The following is a 16,977-nucleotide window of genomic DNA, read 5'->3' as shown; positions in this document are numbered from 1 at the left end:
ATGTCTCATCATTATGTCGAACCGGATTTAAAGTTTGTTGAAGGTGTTATTGCCTCAGGTGGTGATACGGTAAAGCGTTGTTACCAGTGTGCCACCTGTGCGGTGGTGTGTCCTCTTTCCACAGAGGATGTGCCTTTTCCGCGAAAGCAGATGATTCTGGCCCAGTGGGGAATGGCGGACAGAGTGGCCAAGGATCCAGCTATCTGGCTCTGTCACCAGTGTAGTGACTGCACGGCATATTGTCCTCGTGGGGCAAGGCCAGGGGATGTTCTTTCAGCTATAAGGGCCATGGCTATAAGGGAGTTGGCTGAGCCTAAGTTTCTCTGGTCTCTTTACAATAGCCTAGCAGGGACCGTTTTGCTTTTTGGTTTTGCTTTAGCGGTTATTTTTGCTATGCTTTTAATTGTTCATCAGGGGTTACCAGAGCTTGAATCACCGGTGCGTTTCTCTCATGGGCTATTTCACGGTTTTTTACCGGTGTTAGCGGTTGACGCTATCTTTTTACCTGTAGCTGGTTTTGCCGCGATAATTGCTTGGCGAGGAATAAGTAATCTCTGGCGTCAATTAAATGAAGGAGCCAATATCCCTGTTGCTTATCGGGCAACCACCTGGGAATTAATAAAAGACCATGTAATCCCTGTTTTTAAAGAAATTCTTAATCACGAGCGTTTCAAGAAGTGTGTAGCTAATTTGCCAAGATATAGTGGTCACCGTTTAGTTCTTTGGGCCTTTATTATTCTTTTCTTTGTTACCATGGTGGTGTTTTTCTTTGCCGATATTGTGGGAACAATTACTGGAAACGAGATTTTCCACACCCCATGGCCTCTTTGGAATCCCATAAAAATTCTTGGAAATCTTGGTGGTTTCATTTTAATTTATGGAGCCATTCTTTTGATCCAGAACCGTAAGGCCAAAGAGGCTGAAGGTATAATGCGCAGTTCCTATAGTGACTGGTTTTTTCTTTATTTAGTTCTTTTTGTCGGCATTACTGGTCTTGCGGCTCAATATCTTCGTATCTTTGATCTTAAAATTGCCTACTTTGTTTACGTAGCACATTTAGCCTGCATCTTTGTCCTATTTTTAGGACTCCCTTATTCTAAGTTTGCTCACCTTCTTTACAGGACTACGGTTATGGTTTTTGATCATTATATGGCTGGAGTGAGAACCAAAATGGCCGCCGCTACCGCTGCGCTTTCTCAGCCTAAAGCTCAAGAAGAGCCTGTAGAAACAGAGGCCATCCAGGCCGAGGAATCTTCTGAAAAGAAAGAAGCTTAGTTCTTGACATTAATTTAACTATTGTTATATTTCGGTTACGGCAGGTCAGGGCATACTTGGCCTGCCGTTTTTGTGGAGAGGTTCCCGAGTGGCCAAAGGGGTCGGGCTGTAAACCCGATGGCGTAGCCTTCGGAGGTTCGAATCCTCCCCTCTCCACCAATTTAGAAAATTGGGAGCGGGAATAGCTCAATTGGTAGAGCATCAGCCTTCCAAGCTGAGGGTTGCGGGTTCGAGTCCCGTTTCCCGCTCCATTTTTTATTGAGCCCACGTAGCTCAGGAGGTAGAGCACTTCCTTGGTAAGGAAGAGGTCACCGGTTCGAGTCCGGTCGTGGGCTCCATTTATTTTGGCTTGATCAACTTGATCAAAAAGTAAACATCGAACTTCTTGAGGAGGAGAGGAAATGAGTAAGCAGAAGTTTGAGAGGCGTAAGCCGCATTTAAACATTGGGACGATTGGTCACATTGACCACGGAAAAACGACATTGACCAGTGCCATAACCAGGGTGCTTTCTACCAAGGGATGGGCGGAATGGATTCCGTTTGATAATATTGACCGTGCGCCTGAGGAGAAGCAGAGGGGGATTACCATTCAGTTGGCGCACGTTGAGTATGAGACAGAGAAGCGCCACTATGCCCACGTGGACTGTCCTGGGCACGCTGACTATATCAAGAACATGATTACGGGAGCGGCACAGATGGACGGAGCTATTTTGGTAGTAGCGGCCACTGATGGTCCTATGCCGCAGACCCGTGAGCACATATTGTTGGCGCGTCAGGTTAACGTTCCGGCTATCGTGGTATTTATGAACAAAGTTGACATGGTAGATGACGAAGAGCTTTTGGAGTTGGTAGAGCTTGAGATTCGGGAGTTGCTTTCTAAGTATGATTTTCCTGGAGACGATGTGCCGGTGATAAGGGGGAGTGCGTTAAAGGCGCTAGAGTGTGGATGTGGGAAGGAGGATTGTGAGTGGTGTGGGAAGATATGGGAATTAATGAAGGCGGTAGATGAGTATATACCTGAGCCCAAGAGGGAGGTAGACAAGCCGTTCTTGATGCCGGTTGAGGACGTATTCAGCATAAGTGGACGAGGGACGGTGGTGACAGGTAGGGTAGAAAGAGGAGTGATAAGGCCTGGAGATGAAGTAGAGATAGTAGGGCTTAGGCCGACGATAAAGACAGTGGCGACTAGTGTAGAGATGTTCAGGAAGATACTTGATGAGGGTCTTCCAGGAGACAACGTAGGGATATTGTTAAGAGGAGTAGGGAAGGACGAGGTAGAGAGGGGTCAGGTATTAGCGCAGCCTGGTAGTATCACGCCGCATACCAAGTTTAAGGCAGAGGTATATATATTGACGAAGGAAGAGGGAGGGCGGCACACGCCGTTTTTCAATGGATATAGGCCACAGTTTTATTTTAGGACGACGGATGTAACAGGAGTAGTGACGTTGCCAGAGGGAGTAGAGATGGTGATGCCGGGAGACAATGTGGAGTTTGAGGTACAGTTGATAAAGCCGGTGGCGATGGAAGAGGGTTTACGTTTTGCGATAAGAGAAGGTGGCCGCACAGTAGGTGCTGGTGTTGTTACCAAGATTTTGGAATAGGGTGATAGGTTATGGCAAAATCAGACGTTCGGATTACTATTCATTTGCAGTGTACGGTTTGTAAGAGGCGTAACTATACAACTACTAAAAATCGCAGGAATACACCGGATAAACTTGAATTAAAAAAATATTGTCCTTGGGATCGTAAACACACGATTCACAGGGAAGTTAAAGCTAAATAGTGCAGGCCAGTAGCTCGAACGGCTAGAGCACCGGACTCCAAATCCGGGGGTTGGGGGTTCGAATCCCTCCTGGCCTGCCATTTTTCTTGTTTGGGAGAAAGAGATGGCCAAAAGAAGGACTCGGAAACAACGGATGGCATCTGTGTCTGGATCTGGAGCTTCGTCTGACAAGGGCGAGGCTAAGGTGGTTCCTCTGCAACGTGAGGAGAACTTTATTCATAGAGCCAAGAACTTTTTTGTGGAAGTTAAGGTAGAGTTTAAAAAAATTACCTGGCCTACTCGTAAAGAAACTTTGGCCACTACTACAGCCGTTGTTAGTTTTACGTTGTTTGTGTCTTTTTATTTGGGCATTGTAGATATGGTTCTTTCTAAATTAGTTCAATGGTTGGTTTACTAAGATGGCACAGCAATGGTTTGTCGTTTACGTATATGCGGGTTTTGAAAGGGAAATAGGGCAAAAGTTAAGAGAAGCTCTTGAGGCGGCTGGTCTAAGCGATAAAATTTCAGAGATTGTAGTGCCGCCTGAAAAAATTATTGAGATTATTGGCCTAGAGTCTGGCCCTGTGGCTAGACGCTTTTATCCGGGCTATGTGCTTATAAAGGCAGAGCCTGAGGATCAAGTTTTTGAAGTCATTAAAAAGATTGACAAAGTGGTAGGATTTATGGGTGGAGAAAAACCTCTGCCCTTGCGTGAGGAAGAGGCCAAAAAGATTATTGAACGTCTTAAGGTTGCTGAGATTAAACCTAAGCCGAGGTATCAGTTTCAAGAGGGTGATCGCGTACGTGTTACCCAGGGGCCTTTTGCAAACTTTCACGGTGTGGTAACAGAAGTTAAGCCTGATAAAGGTAAGGTTAAAGTTTTAGTTAGTATTTTTGGGCGAGAAACTCCAGTTGAGTTAGAATTTGCCCACGTACAGAAAATTTAGTTCGGGGTGATGTAGTATGGCCAAAAAAGTAATAGCGGTTATTAAGCTTCAGCTTCCAGCTGGTCAGGCAAACCCTTCCCCTCCTGTAGGGCCTGCGCTTGGTCAGCACGGTGTAAACATAATGGAATTTTGTAAGGCCTTTAACGCTAAGACTAAAGGCCAGGAAGGAATGATTATACCGGCGGTTATTACGGTATATGCTGATCGTTCTTTTACCTTTATTTTGAAGACACCACCAGCTTCGGTCTTGCTTAAAAAAGCAGCTGGTATTGAAAAAGGTGCTTCTGATCCGAAGAGAGAAAAGGTCGGCCAGGTGACTAAAAAGCAGGTTGAAGAAATAGCCAAGATAAAAATGCCAGACCTTCAGGCGGCAGACTTAGAAGCAGCTATGCGTACCATAGAAGGTACAGCGCGTAGTATGGGAATAGAAATTGTAGAGGGGTAAATTATGGCACGCGGAAAAAAGTATGCAAATGCTTTGGCAAAAATAGACCGTTCTAAAAGATATGACTTTGAAGAAGCGGTTAAATTAGCCCTTGAAAATGCTTATGCCAAGTTTGATGAAAGTGTTGATGTAGCAGTGGTTTTAGGGGTTGACCCTCGCCATGCCGATCAGATGGTCCGTGGTTCAGTGGTTTTGCCTCACGGTACAGGTAAAACCCAGCGTGTAGCAGTTTTTGCCAAGGGAGATAAGGCCAAAGAAGCTGAGGCTGCGGGTGCAGATTATGTAGGGGCTGAAGACCTGGTTAAGAAAGTTCAGGAAGGTTGGCTTGATTTTGATAAGGCTGTAGCTACTCCTGATATGATGCCGCTTGTAGGCCGTATTGGTAAAATTCTTGGTCCACGTGGTTTGATGCCTAGCGCCAAAACGGGGACGGTTACCTGGGATGTGGCTAAAGCAGTTAAAGAGATTAAGTCAGGAAAGGTTGATTTTAAAGTTGATAGAGCTGGAGTGGTTCATGCGCCGGTAGGTAAGGTTTCTTTCGGTCCTCAGAAGATTCTTGAAAATCTGGCAGCGTTTTTTGATGCTATAATTAAGGCCAAACCTTCTGGCGCTAAAGGGCAATATATAAAAAATATTACCCTTTCTACTACTATGGGTCCTGGTATTAAAATAGACCCTGCAGCAGTAAAAGACCTTCTTGAAAAGTATGGGCGCGACTAGCCTTTAATTTTTGTGATTTCCCGGTAGAGTCCCCCGGGAGGTCGCGGGCCGAAAGGCCAGTCAAAGACAGTAGGTACACCCAGGGTGTTTAATCGGATCAACAGATCCGGCCTACCTAGACCATGGGTGGCCTCTGCCTTTGACATTTAAATGTCAAAGGAAAGGGGGGAGAGAGTATTGCTTACTAGAAAACAGAAAGAAGAAATAGTTCAAAAGCTACGTAAAGAATTTGAAGAAGTTCCTGCCGTATTTGTGACCACCTTCCGTGCTATGACTGCCGAAGAAAGCAATGAACTTCGCAAAAAGTTACGTGAAAAGGGTGCACGTTATCAGGTGGTCAAAAATACCCTATTGAGAAGGGCCAGCAGCGGGACTCCTGCTGAGCCTTTGCAGGAATTTATTGAAGGTCCTACTGGAGTAGCCATTTGTTACGAAGACCCAGTAGAAGTGGCCAAAGTTCTGGTAGAGTTTGCCAAGGAACACGAAAGTTTGATTAATCGCGGAGGGGTTCTTGGTGGCAAGCCATTAGAGGCAGCTTCTCTTGAAGCGCTGGCCAAGGTGCCACCGCGCGAGGTACTTATGGCCCAGCTTCTTGGGCTCTTACAAGCGCCTATGGCTCAGTTTGTACAGCTTATGGCGGCGGTGCCACGTAATTTCTTGTTTGCCCTTAATGCCATTAAAGAAAAGAAGGCTGAAGAAGCGGCTTAAATTTTAGAAATAAGGAGGAATGTAAAATGGCAGTAACAAAAGAAGAAGTAATTGAATTTATCAGTAATATGACTGTTTTGGAGTTGGCAGAGTTTATTAAAGAACTTGAAGATAAGTTTGGTGTGTCTGCTGCGGCTCCGGTAGCAGCAGTGGCTGCGGCTCCTGGTGCGGCTCCTGGTGCCGAGGCAGCCCCAGCCGAAGAAAAGACTGAATTTGACGTAATTCTTGCAGGAGTTACCGGTAACAAGATTCAGGTTATTAAAGAAGTTCGAGCTATCACCGGTCTTGGACTTAAAGAAGCCAAAGAACTGGTTGAAAGTGCACCTAAGCCTGTTAAAGAAGGTGTGTCCAAAGAAGAGGCTGAAGAGCTCAAAAAACGTCTTGAGGAAGCTGGCGCAAAGGTTGAAATTAAGTAAAAAATAGGTATTTTTATAGCTAAAAGAGGGACCTGTCCTCGGTTAGGAGGAAGGTCCCATCTTGCGTTTTATCATTTCTTAAGGGAGGCGAAAGCCTATGTCAGAAGATCTTAGCATTATTCCCGGCCGTGTACGTAAAAATTTTGGTCGTGTTAAGCCTATCCTTGATGTGCCCTATCTTATAGCCATTCAAAAAGAATCTTACAAGCGTTTTTTGCAAGCTGATGTAGCTCCAGAAGCCAGAGAAGAAAGTGGTATTCAAGGGGCATTAAAAAGCGTTTTTCCAATTGTAGATTACACTGGTACCTGTGAACTTGAATTCGTAGATTATTCTATTTTACCTCCCAAATATACACCTGATGAATGCCGTGAAAAGGGGCTTACCTATGAAGCTCCCATGCGGCTTAGGGTGCGCTTGCTTACTTATGACATAGATCCTGATACAGGTGACAAAAGTATTCGCGATATCAAAGAGCAGGAAATCTATTTTGGCACTGTACCTTTAATGACGGAAGATGGGCTTTTTATCATTAATGGTACGGAAAGAGTAGTAGTTAACCAACTTCAGCGCTCTCCGGGTATATTTTTTGATCATGACAAGGGAAAAACTCATGCCAGTGGTAAAGTACTTTATTCGGCAAGGGTTATTCCCACTCGTGGTTCCTGGCTTGATTTTGAGTTTGACCACCGTGATTATCTTTATGTTCGCATAGATCGCCGTCGTCGCTTTCCGGTAACAACCTTTTTAAAGGCTCTTGGATTATCTACTGAAGAAATACTTACTACTTTTTATCCAATCGAAAAATACATTATTAAGCCCAATAGCATCGAAAAGATAGTAAATCCTGAGACATTGCTTGGGCAAAAGGCCCTTCTCGATATTTATCATCCTGAGACAGGGGAAGTCATTTTAAAGAAAGGACGCAAGATTACCAAGGCGGCTTTAAAACGCATTCAAGAGGCCGGTCTAGAGACCATTCCTGTACCTGAGGAAGAATTCTTGGGTAAGGTGGTGGCTAGAGACGTAATAGACCCTAACACCGGCGAAGTTATTATTTCTTGCAATGCGGTAGTTGATAAAGAAACCCTTGAGAGATTGCGAGAAGCCGGCATTGAAGAGATAGAGTGTCTTTATATGAGTCTTCACCGTCATACACCTTGTTTACGCGATACCCTTACTTTAGACAAAGCTCACACGCAGGAAGAGGCCTTGATAGAGATTTACCGCCGTCTTCGTCCTTCAAGTCCGGCCAACCTTGAAGTAGCTAGAGCTTATTTCCAGTCACTCTTTTTCGATCCAAGTACGTATGACCTTTCAGAAGTTGGCCGTTATAAAATGAACAAACGTTTGGGACTTGATATTCCCATAAATGTTCGTGTGCTTACTAAAGAAGATATTTTAGCCACTTTAAAGCATCTTATTTATCTTAAAGAAATTGAAGGCCCGGTAGATGATATTGACCATCTTGGTAATCGTCGGGTGCGTTCGGTGGGAGAGCTTGTTGAGAATCAGATGCGGGTAGGTTTAGTGCGTATGGAGCGGGCTATTCGTGAGCGCATGACTTTGCAGGATGTAGAAGCCCTTATGCCTAATGATCTTATAAACCCCAAACCGGTCACCTCTGCTTTAAGAGAATTTTTCGGGCAAGGCCAGCTTTCTCAGTTTATGGATCAGACCAATCCACTTTCCATGATGACGCACAAGCGTCGTCTTTCGGCCTTAGGTCCTGGTGGACTTACCAGAGAGCGGGCTGGTTTTGAAGTACGAGACGTTCATCATACCCATTACGGCCGTATTTGTCCTATTGAGACACCAGAAGGTCCTAATATCGGACTTATCGTCTCTCTTACTACCTATGCTAAGATAAATCGCTATGGCTTTATAGAGACCCCGTATCGCAAGGTGCTAAATGGCAAGGTAACCAACGAAGTTGTCTATATGAGTGCCCTTGATGAGGGAGATAACATTATCGCTCAGGCCACTATAGAAATAGACAAAGATGGAAATATTATCCAGGAGCTTGTCCCGGCACGTAAGGCTGGTGATTTCATAATGGCTCCCAAAGAAACGGTGAATTACATTGATCTTACGCCGGTTCAGGTAGTCAGTGTTTCTTCTTCTTTGATCCCGTTTCTTGAGCATGATGACGCTAACCGTGCGCTCATGGGGTCTAACATGCAGCGTCAGGCAGTGCCATTAATTCGCACCGAGGCTCCGCTGGTAGGCACCGGCATGGAAAAGTACGTGGCGCGTGACTCCGGGTTTACCATTATTGCTGAGGCTGACGGTGTGGTTGAAGATCTTGATGCTACTCGTTTAGTGGTACGTTACGAAACTGAAAACGGGGATATCCCAGAAGTAAAGATCTATAAGCTTATTAAGTGGCGCAAGTCTAATCAAAATACCACCTTTACTCAGAAGCCAGTGGTGCAACCTGGTCAGAGGATAAAAAAAGGCCAGGTCTTGGTTGACGGTCCTTCTACCAGCCAGGGTGAAATTGCTCTAGGGAAAAACATCCTGGTGGCTTTCATGCCCTGGCGTGGTTATAACTTTGAAGACTCCATTGTTATTTCTGAACGGCTGGTACGTGACGATGTTTTTACCTCTATTCATATAGAAGAATTTGAGTGTATCGCTCGGGAGACTAAGCTTGGGCGTGAAGAAATTACCCGTGATATTCCAAACGTAGGAGAAGAGGCCTTAGAACGCCTTGATGCCAGCGGTATTGTTAAGGTTGGTGCCTATGTAAAGCCAGGAGATATTCTGGTTGGTAAAGTAACTCCTAAGGGGGAGACCCAGCTTTCACCTGAAGAAAAGCTTCTCAGGGCCATTTTTGGTGAAAAGGCAAGTGATGTAAAAGACACTTCTTTAAGGGTGCCTCCTGGCATTGAAGGAATCGTGATAGACGCCAAAGTCTTTACGCGCAAAGGCCTTGAAAAAGACGCTCGGGCCAAAGAAATAGAAGACCGTGAAATTGCAAGGCTTCTTAAAGATCAGGAAGAATTTTTAGAAGTGTTACGTCGGAGTATTTTGAAGCGTCTTGAGCGCCATCTCACTGGAAAGACGGCGGCGGCTACTATAGAAGTCAGAGGCGAGGTAGTTATAGAGAAAGGGGAGCCTATTACACCTGAAGTTCTGGCCAAGGTTCCTTTTATGAAGATCCGTGAATTGGCTGGCGGCCGTAAGAAGGATCCGGTTGTAGAAGATATTTTGCGTGATTACGAAGCCAAAGAAGCACAAATTAGAAAACAGATCGAAGAACGCATCAATCGTATGAAGAAGGGAGATGAGTTGCCTCCTGGAGTTCTTAAAGTGGTAAAAGTTTATGTGGCTATGAAGCGCAAGCTTCAGCCAGGAGATAAAATGGCTGGTCGTCACGGAAACAAAGGTGTGGTTTCCAAGGTGGTACCCATTGAGGATATGCCCTATCTCCCTGATGGTACTCCAGTAGACATGGTACTTTCTCCACTGGGAGTGCCTTCTCGTATGAATATTGGGCAGATCCTTGAAACACATCTCGGCTGGGCTTCTAAGGAAGTTGGTAAAAAGATAGCCGAATTAGCTAAAGCCTATCAGGTAGAAGCAGTAAAGCAATTTCTGGCGGAAATTTTCGGGCCAGAAGAGCTTGAAGAGTTTCTTAGAGATAAGACCGATGAAGACATCTTGCGTTTTGCTGCTACCTTTGAAGATGGTTTGGCGGTAGCTACGCCAGTATTTGATGGCGCTAAAGAGCCACAAATCAAAAAGCTCCTTAAGCTAGCTGGCCTTTCTGAAACTGGTCAGACAGTGCTTTACGATGGTATGTCAGGAGAACCTTTCCGCGAGCCGGTGACAGTGGGTTATATGTATATGCTAAAGCTTCATCACCTGGTGGAAGACAAGATTCATGCTCGTTCTACCGGGCCTTACTCCCTTATTACCCAGCAGCCGCTTGGTGGAAAGGCCCAGTTTGGTGGGCAGCGTCTCGGTGAGATGGAAGTCTGGGCCATGGAGGCTTACGGAGCAGCTTATGCCCTTCAGGAGTTCCTTACCGTTAAAAGTGACGATGTAACTGGCCGTACCCGTATGTATGAGCGCATTGTTAAAGGGAATAATTTCCTTGAAGCAGGTCTTCCTGAAAGCTTCAAAGTATTGGTTAAAGAACTCCAGGGTCTTTGCCTTGACGTAGAGATGATTGAAGAAGAATAACGAATCACCGGTAGGTCCCTTTTAGGGACCTACCTAAAAAATTTTTTAAGGGGTGAGAGATATGGAAGATCTCCTTTCCTATTTTTCCAAGCCAAAAGATCCCATGAATATCAAAGCGATAAGGCTTGGGCTTGCTTCTCCAGAAAAGATTCTTGAATGGAGTCACGGAGAAGTCAAGAAACCTGAAACCATTAACTACCGTACTTTAAAACCAGAAAGAGACGGGCTTTTCTGTGCCAAAATATTTGGTCCTGTTAAGGACTACGAGTGTCTCTGCGGAAAATATAAACGCATGAAACACCGCGGTGTTATTTGTGAAAAGTGTGGTGTTGAAGTGATTCAAAGCAAAGTGCGCCGTGAACGCATGGGGCATATAAGTCTTGCAGCCCCGGTGGCCCATATTTGGTATCTTCGGAGTATTCCTAGCAAAATCGGGGCCCTTCTTGATATGACCTTAAAAGAACTTGAGCGCGTTCTTTATTTTGAAAGCTTTGTGGTTACGGAAAGCGAAATTCCAGAGGTTCCGGTAGGCAAAGTTTTAAATGAAGAAGAGTATCAGAATCTTCTTCAGGCTCATGGGCCGAAGTTCAAAATTGGCATTGGAGCTGAGGCTATAAAGACTATACTTCAGAATCTCAACCTGGAGGAACTTTCCAAAGAGTTGCGGGAAGAGATGGCCAAGACCCGCAGTGAGGCTAAACGCAAAAAGCTTGGTAAACGTCTGCGTATCGTGGAAGCCCTTAAAGAGTCTGGGAATAAACCTGAATGGATGATACTTGATGTTATCCCTGTAATCCCACCGGATTTGAGGCCACTTGTGCCCCTTGAAGGCGGACGTTTCGCCACCTCTGATTTGAACGATCTTTATCGACGGGTTATCAACCGCAATAATCGGCTCAAACGCTTGATGGACCTTGATGCTCCTGACATCATTGTGCGCAATGAGATGCGCATGCTCCAGGAAGCGGTGGACACTTTATTTGACAACGGCCGCCGTGGACGGCCTGTTACAGGGCCAAATCGCAGGCCGCTTAAGAGTCTTTCTGATATGCTCAAAGGTAAGCAGGGCCGTTTCCGGCAGAACCTCCTTGGTAAACGGGTGGACTACTCTGGGCGTTCGGTTATTGTGGTGGGGCCTGAGCTCAGGATGCACCAGTGTGGGCTTCCTAAAAAGATGGCCTTAGAGCTTTTTAAGCCTTTTATCTATAACTGGCTTGAGAAAAATGGTCACGTAACCACCATTAAAAGTGCTAAAAAGATGGTGGAAAAAGAAGATCCCCTGGTCTGGGATGCCCTTGACGAAATCGTAAAAGAACATCCGATTATGCTAAACCGTGCTCCAACTCTTCACCGCCTTGGTATTCAGGCCTTTGAGCCCATTCTTATCGACTCTAAGGCCATACAGCTTCATCCACTGGTGTGTGTGGCTTATAACGCTGACTTTGACGGTGACCAGATGGCCGTTCATCTGCCTCTTTCCGTTGAAGCCCAAACTGAATGCCGGGTGCTTCTCCTTTCCACCAATAACATTTTGCTTCCGGCAAGTGGTATTCCGGTGGTTTATCCCACTCAGGACATGGTACTTGGGATCTTTTACATCACTCAGGAACGGCCTTTTGCTAGGGGAGAAGGCCGTATTTTTGCCAACAGAGAAGAGGCTATTCTTGCTTATGAAGAAGGTGAGGTTGATCTTCAGGCCAAAGTCAAAGTGCGCATGGACGGCAAGCTGGTAGAGACCACCGTGGGGCGGGTACTTTTTTCCACCATTGTGCCTGAGGAAATCAAGTTTGAAGAATACAACAAGCCTTTGGCTAAAAAGGCCTTGCAGCAATTAATTGACCTTTCCTATCGTCGGGCTGGGGCTAAAAAGACAGTTATCTTTGCCGACAAAATGAAAGATATGGGTTATTACTTCGCCACCAAAGCGGCCCTTTCTATTTGCTTAGACAATATGCAGATTCCGGCTAAAAAGCAGCAGCTCCTTGAAGAGGCCGAGAAAAAAGTCCGCGAAATCTGGGAACAGTACCAGGAAGGTCTTATCACCGATGGTGAAAGATACAACAAGGTAGTTGACGTCTGGGCTACGGTAACAGAGCAGGTTACCGAAGAAATGATTAAAGAAATGGAAACTAAAGAGTATGTCAGCCCGGACGGGAAGAAAAAGAAAAAAGGGCCTAGTGGAAACCCTCTTTACATCATGGCTTACTCTGGTGCTCGTGGTTCTAAAGACCAGATTCGCCAGCTGGCTGGTATGCGTGGTTTGATGGCCAAGCCTACTGGTGAGATTATTGAAACGCCTATTAAATCCAACTTCCGTGAAGGTCTTTCGGTGCTTGAATACTTTATTTCCACTCACGGTGCGCGCAAAGGTTTAGCAGACACGGCTCTTAAGACGGCTAACGCTGGTTATCTTACTCGTCGTCTGGTGGATGTGGCGCAAGATTGCACCATTACTGAAGAAGACTGTCACACCATTGACGGTATTGAAGTGGGCCACCTGATTGAAGGTGGTGAAATTATGGAGCCCGTGTGGGATCGTGTGCTTGGCCGTGTGGCTCTGGAAGATGTAGAAGATCCTGTTACCGGTGAAATACTTATTCGTGCCAATGAAGAGATCGACGAAAAAGCTGCGGAAAAACTCCGAGAGGCAGGTATTGAAAAAGTAACCATTCGTTCAGTGCTTACCTGCCAGAGCAAATATGGTGTGTGTGCCAAGTGTTATGGCCGAGATCTTGCAACTGGTCGTTTAGTGGAAATAGGTGAAGCGGTAGGTGTTATAGCGGCGCAGTCAATTGGTGAGCCGGGAACCCAGCTTACCATGCGTACTTTCCACATTGGTGGTACGGCTAGTCGGGCAGCTGAGCAGTCGGAACACCGGGCTCAAAGCCAGGGTATAGTTAAGTTTATCAATTTGCGTACAGTTAGGACTGACAGGGGCTATCTGGTGGCTATGAATCGTCAGGGCGAGATTGCTATCATAACTCCTGACGGCCGCGAAAAAGAGCGTTATCCGGTGGTTTATGGAGCTCGCATTCTTGTAGAAGAAGGCCAGAAGGTAAATCCCGGAGACCTTCTAGTTGAATGGGATCCCTTTACTATTCCCATTATTACGGAAGTTTCCGGGCGAGTTAAGTTTGGAGACATCATAGAAGGTGTTACTGTTGACGAAAGGACTGACCCGATTACCGGTAAGGTAAGTATCATAGTGAGGGAATACAAACATACGGACTATCGCCCACGTATCTCTATTAAAGACGAACGCGGGCGCACCGTTAAAATTCCTGGCAAGGGTCATGCTCGTTATCTTCTGCCTGTAGGTGCCATTCTTACGGTTAACGAGGGCGATGAGGTTAAGGCCGGAGATATTATCGCTAAGATCCCTCGTGAGACCACCAAGACTAAAGATATTACCGGTGGTCTGCCAAGAGTGGCGGAGCTTTTTGAAGCCCGCAAACCTAAAGAATTTGCCATTATCAGTGAAATTGACGGTATAGTCCATTTTGATAAGGAAATTAAAGGTAAAAGAAAGCTTATCATCCAGCCTGAAGTAGGTGATCCTAAAGAATACTTAATCCCTAAAGGCAAGCACATTGCCGTTCACGAGGGGGATTATGTTAGGGCAGGTGAGCCCTTGATTGAAGGTTCTCCTAACCCGCACGATATTTTGCGAGTTAAAGGCGTAAAGGGGCTCGCGCGCTTTCTGGTAGAAGAGATTCAGGAAGTTTATCGTCTTCAGGGTGTGCGCATTAATGACAAGCACTTTGAAGTTATTGTGCGCCAGATGCTCAAGAAGGTTAAGATTCGCGAAGTAGGTGATACCAACTTCATGCTGGGTGAGCTGGTGGATAAGACCCGCTTCCAGGAAGAAAACGAACGTGTGCTGGCTATGGGAGGGCGTCCGGCTGTAGCTGAGCCTTTGATTTTAGGAATTACCAAGGCCTCGCTGGCGGTGGAAAGCTTTCTCGCGGCAGCTTCTTTCCAGGAAACCACCAAGGTGCTTACCGAAGCCTCTCTGGCCGGCAAGGTGGATTATCTACGGGGCTTGAAGGAAAATATCATTATTGGACGCTTAATTCCTGCGGGAACCGGTCGTGTTTATTACGACATGAAAGAAGAACAAAGAGCCAAAAAATCGCCTTCTGGTCTATCTGAATTGACTGCTTAACTATGTAATTTGAGACTAGCTTTAAAAGGCGGCCTTTAGGCCGCCTTTTTTGTTCAATAGCCCCGAGTTCAAATTTATCTTCCCCGGGCTTAGAGTTTTAAAAGCTATAAGCATAAACCTTAAAAAGCTTTATTTTTGTAAATCCCGTGAGAGTAAAAGAAAGTCAAAGTAAAGAACTTTGTATTGAAAGACTGCTTCGTCCGTACGGGGTCGCAGCGACTAAATGGCTGATGGCCGATGGCAGATAGCTATTGGCGCAGAGACTGCTTCGTCGCCTACGGCTCCTCACCGTAACAAATATGGTAAGTGCTTGCAATGACAACGGAGGTAAAGGCTCACCGTAAGACCGGAAACGAGTCATTGTATGGTGCGTTAGCAGCCGAAGCAATCTCTGTTTTTTTAGAGTTTTTGCAAAGGTCTCAAATAAATACGCTTCTACTTTTAGATTTTTCCTCAAAAAGTAGCTAATAATTAATTTTTATTTTAGTTTTTTACCCGCTTTCCGAAAAATTTTTAGAGGCATTTATGGATATAGAAGGACGTTTAAAACAAATAAAGGAATTTTTGGCCCAAAACGGCCACAAAATAGACCCCAAAACCAACCAGATGATAAAAGAGCTGTGTAGTCTCTGTGAGGAACTCCATGCCCAGGCTTCTATTGATTTTTTGACGGGTCTTTATAATCGTCGTTTTTTTGAAAAAGAGCTGGAAATTAATGTTGAGAAGGCCAAGCGAGATAGAAGTGTTTTCTCGTTAATTCTTATGGATCTTGATCACTTTAAAAAGGTAAATGACCAATATGGCCATCTTGTCGGTGACGAAGTACTTAGAAAAGTCGCCGAAATAATAAAGAAGAATATCCGCAAAATAGATATCCCGGCTCGTTATGGTGGTGAGGAATTTGCTGTTATTCTCCCAACTACAGGGAGTGAGGGGGCTTTTGCGGTAGCCAAACGTCTTAAACGCAGTATAAACGAGGCCCTCTTTGGCCCTAAAGATAAACCTTTCCATATAACGGCTAGTATGGGAGTAGGAACTTACAGACCTCTTTCAGGGCTTTCTGCCGAAGAATTTTTGGCCAAAGTTGATAAGCTTCTTTATCAGGCCAAAGAAGCTGGACGTAACTGTATCGTGACTGACCAAGAAGAGCAAATTCTTTCTACCGAACAGGATGGTATCACCTACGAAGAAAGGGAAGCTTTAAAAGGAGTGTGGCAATATGATGATTAGTATAACAAGCGGTAAAGGAGGAGTAGGTAAGACTTCTCTGGCTGTTAATCTGGCTCTGGCGTTGAGTCCAGAATATAAAGTTTTGTTGGTGGATGCTGATCTTGGTCTGGCTAACGTAGACATAATGCTTTCTCTGGCGCCTAAAGTTACTGTAAAGCATGTCCTCCTAGAAGGCCGTTCCCTTAAAGAGGCTGTAGTGGAAGGGGGATACGGTTTCCATGTCCTTCCGGCAGCTTCTGGGGTAGTGGAGTTAGTACAACCTGATTCGGATATGAAAGGTATTCTGGAATTAGGGTTTCATGAGCTTTCTTCTAGCTATGATTTATTACTTTTTGATACTGGAGCTGGCATTTCTCCGGCAGTTCTCTGGTTTAATTGTCTGGCTAGCTATACTATAGTGGTTTTTACCCCTGAACCTACTTCTATTACCGATGCCTATGCCCTTATAAAGGTCCTTTTTCGAGATTACGGTCAAAAAAACTTTTTATTGGTGGCTAATCAGGCTTCTCAACAGGAAGGAGAACAATATTTTCTACACCTTAAAAAGGTTATTGATCATTATTTGGGGGCCAACCCTTTGTTTTTAGGCTCTATACCTAAAGATCCTGCCCTCACGCAAAGTATTCGTCTCCAAAAACCTTTACTAGCTTATAATCGGGAGACAAAAGCCGCTAAAGCCATTTTAGAAATAGCAGGTAAAATTAAGGGGATAATCCCTCAAAAGACGGAAAATTCTTTGCTTTCTAAATCTTAATCTTGTCTTTTATTTTTAAATATAAGCCAATTTTTGTCTCGTAAACGAAGAAGGGTGTAGCGGCCTTTTAATTTTTCGCCGTGAAAATTGACCACAATTTTTTCGTCTTCCCATTTTTCAATGTCATATTCGCCTTTATCCCAAAGCTTTACTACGCCTGCTCCGTAATATCCTGGCGGGATTATGCCTTCAAAATAAATGTAATCAAGGGGATGATCTTCTGTTTGAATGGCAAGCCGTCTTACACCTGGTTCAAGGGGAGGGCCTTTGGGTATAGCCCAAGATTTAAGGACTCCGTCTTTTTCAAGACGCAGGTCCCAATGTAGATGGCTGGCATGGTGTTCCTGTACCGAAAAGCGAGGCATA

Annotated in this window: 14 protein-coding genes and 4 tRNA genes; 17 read left to right on the top strand and 1 reads right to left on the bottom strand. The window is 45.1% G+C overall.

Annotation, left to right across the window (positions count from 1 at the left end; genetic code table 11):
• From qmoC to THEIN_RS01370, 17 genes are all read left to right on the top strand, one after another.
• On the top strand, nt 1-1,275 hold the full coding sequence (gene qmoC, locus THEIN_RS01445) for a quinone-interacting membrane-bound oxidoreductase complex subunit QmoC (protein ID WP_013906912.1): 1,275 nt from the start codon (nt 1-3) through the stop codon (nt 1,273-1,275).
• A 74-nt stretch (nt 1,276-1,349) separates the two neighbouring features.
• Nucleotides 1,350-1,434, top strand: a tRNA-Tyr gene (locus tag THEIN_RS01440).
• A 16-nt stretch (nt 1,435-1,450) separates the two neighbouring features.
• Nucleotides 1,451-1,526, top strand: a tRNA-Gly gene (locus THEIN_RS01435).
• An 11-nt stretch (nt 1,527-1,537) separates the two neighbouring features.
• A tRNA-Thr gene (locus THEIN_RS01430) sits at nt 1,538-1,613 on the top strand.
• A 63-nt stretch (nt 1,614-1,676) separates the two neighbouring features.
• Complete coding sequence (gene tuf, locus THEIN_RS01425; RefSeq protein ID WP_013906911.1) at nt 1,677-2,876, top strand: elongation factor Tu; 1,200 nt, start codon at nt 1,677-1,679, stop codon at nt 2,874-2,876.
• A gap of 11 nt (nt 2,877-2,887) precedes the next feature.
• The gene (gene rpmG / locus THEIN_RS11890) at nt 2,888-3,058 is read left to right on the top strand and encodes a 50S ribosomal protein L33 (protein WP_013906910.1); all 171 of its coding nucleotides are present in this window, start codon (nt 2,888-2,890) and stop codon (nt 3,056-3,058) included.
• Nucleotides 3,059-3,061: 3 nt separating this feature from the next.
• A tRNA-Trp gene (locus THEIN_RS01420) sits at nt 3,062-3,138 on the top strand.
• Nucleotides 3,139-3,161: 23 nt separating this feature from the next.
• Entirely contained in the window at nt 3,162-3,455 is a 294-nt protein-coding gene (gene secE, locus THEIN_RS11885) for a preprotein translocase subunit SecE (RefSeq protein WP_013906909.1), read from the top strand.
• A gap of 1 nt (nt 3,456) precedes the next feature.
• A complete protein-coding gene (gene nusG / locus THEIN_RS01410) occupies nt 3,457-3,984 on the top strand; it encodes a transcription termination/antitermination protein NusG (protein ID WP_013906908.1) in 528 nt (175 codons plus the stop codon).
• A 16-nt stretch (nt 3,985-4,000) separates the two neighbouring features.
• Entirely contained in the window at nt 4,001-4,429 is a 429-nt protein-coding gene (gene rplK, locus THEIN_RS01405; RefSeq protein ID WP_013906907.1) for a 50S ribosomal protein L11, read from the top strand.
• 3 nt (nt 4,430-4,432) lie between these two features.
• On the top strand, nt 4,433-5,149 hold the full coding sequence (gene rplA / locus THEIN_RS01400; protein ID WP_013906906.1) for a 50S ribosomal protein L1: 717 nt from the start codon (nt 4,433-4,435) through the stop codon (nt 5,147-5,149).
• 177 nt (nt 5,150-5,326) lie between these two features.
• The gene (gene rplJ / locus THEIN_RS01395; RefSeq protein ID WP_013906905.1) at nt 5,327-5,857 is read left to right on the top strand and encodes a 50S ribosomal protein L10; all 531 of its coding nucleotides are present in this window, start codon (nt 5,327-5,329) and stop codon (nt 5,855-5,857) included.
• A 26-nt stretch (nt 5,858-5,883) separates the two neighbouring features.
• Complete coding sequence (gene rplL, locus THEIN_RS01390; RefSeq protein WP_013906904.1) at nt 5,884-6,273, top strand: 50S ribosomal protein L7/L12; 390 nt, start codon at nt 5,884-5,886, stop codon at nt 6,271-6,273.
• A gap of 97 nt (nt 6,274-6,370) precedes the next feature.
• Nucleotides 6,371-10,462 (top strand): DNA-directed RNA polymerase subunit beta, encoded by a 4,092-nt coding sequence (rpoB, locus tag THEIN_RS01385; RefSeq protein ID WP_013906903.1) that lies wholly within the window; start codon nt 6,371-6,373, stop codon nt 10,460-10,462.
• Between the two features lie 61 nt (nt 10,463-10,523).
• Complete coding sequence (gene rpoC, locus THEIN_RS01380) at nt 10,524-14,627, top strand: DNA-directed RNA polymerase subunit beta' (RefSeq protein WP_013906902.1); 4,104 nt, start codon at nt 10,524-10,526, stop codon at nt 14,625-14,627.
• Nucleotides 14,628-15,152: 525 nt separating this feature from the next.
• Complete coding sequence (locus tag THEIN_RS01375) at nt 15,153-15,857, top strand: GGDEF domain-containing protein (protein WP_013906901.1); 705 nt, start codon at nt 15,153-15,155, stop codon at nt 15,855-15,857.
• Nucleotides 15,847-16,611, top strand: a complete 765-nt coding sequence (locus THEIN_RS01370) for a MinD/ParA family protein (RefSeq protein ID WP_013906900.1) — start codon at nt 15,847-15,849, stop codon at nt 16,609-16,611. The genes THEIN_RS01375 and THEIN_RS01370 overlap by 11 nt, the downstream gene beginning before the upstream one ends.
• Here the strand turns inward: THEIN_RS01370 and THEIN_RS01365 are convergent.
• Entirely contained in the window at nt 16,608-16,976 is a 369-nt protein-coding gene (locus tag THEIN_RS01365; protein ID WP_013906899.1) for a DNA polymerase ligase N-terminal domain-containing protein, read from the bottom strand. The genes THEIN_RS01370 and THEIN_RS01365 overlap by 4 nt on opposite strands.
• Nucleotide 16,977: the final 1 nt, after the last annotated feature.

The sequence above is a fragment of the Thermodesulfatator indicus DSM 15286 genome (assembly GCF_000217795.1).
Classification (GTDB): domain Bacteria; phylum Desulfobacterota; class Thermodesulfobacteria; order Thermodesulfobacteriales; family Thermodesulfatatoraceae; genus Thermodesulfatator; species Thermodesulfatator indicus.
Note: the sequence above shows the minus strand (reverse complement) of the source record. Positions and strands in the feature narration are given on the sequence as shown.

Excerpts from the sequence above, each read along its gene's own strand:
- rplK (WP_013906907.1), top strand. The coding sequence starts at position 4,001 with ATGGCCAAAAAAGTAATAGCGGTTATTAAGCTTCAGCTTCCAGCTGGT.
- THEIN_RS01365 (WP_013906899.1), bottom strand. The coding sequence starts at position 16,976 with ATGCCTCGCTTTTCGGTACAGGAACACCATGCCAGCCATCTACATTGG.
- secE (WP_013906909.1), top strand. The coding sequence starts at position 3,162 with ATGGCCAAAAGAAGGACTCGGAAACAACGGATGGCATCTGTGTCTGGA.
- THEIN_RS01375 (WP_013906901.1), top strand. The coding sequence starts at position 15,153 with ATGGATATAGAAGGACGTTTAAAACAAATAAAGGAATTTTTGGCCCAA.
- rpmG (WP_013906910.1), top strand. The coding sequence starts at position 2,888 with ATGGCAAAATCAGACGTTCGGATTACTATTCATTTGCAGTGTACGGTT.
- tuf (WP_013906911.1), top strand. The coding sequence starts at position 1,677 with ATGAGTAAGCAGAAGTTTGAGAGGCGTAAGCCGCATTTAAACATTGGG.
- rplL (WP_013906904.1), top strand. The coding sequence starts at position 5,884 with ATGGCAGTAACAAAAGAAGAAGTAATTGAATTTATCAGTAATATGACT.
- THEIN_RS01370 (WP_013906900.1), top strand. The coding sequence starts at position 15,847 with ATGATGATTAGTATAACAAGCGGTAAAGGAGGAGTAGGTAAGACTTCT.
- rpoB (WP_013906903.1), top strand. The coding sequence starts at position 6,371 with ATGTCAGAAGATCTTAGCATTATTCCCGGCCGTGTACGTAAAAATTTT.
- qmoC (WP_013906912.1), top strand. The coding sequence starts at position 1 with ATGTCTCATCATTATGTCGAACCGGATTTAAAGTTTGTTGAAGGTGTT.
- rplA (WP_013906906.1), top strand. The coding sequence starts at position 4,433 with ATGGCACGCGGAAAAAAGTATGCAAATGCTTTGGCAAAAATAGACCGT.
- nusG (WP_013906908.1), top strand. The coding sequence starts at position 3,457 with ATGGCACAGCAATGGTTTGTCGTTTACGTATATGCGGGTTTTGAAAGG.
- rpoC (WP_013906902.1), top strand. The coding sequence starts at position 10,524 with ATGGAAGATCTCCTTTCCTATTTTTCCAAGCCAAAAGATCCCATGAAT.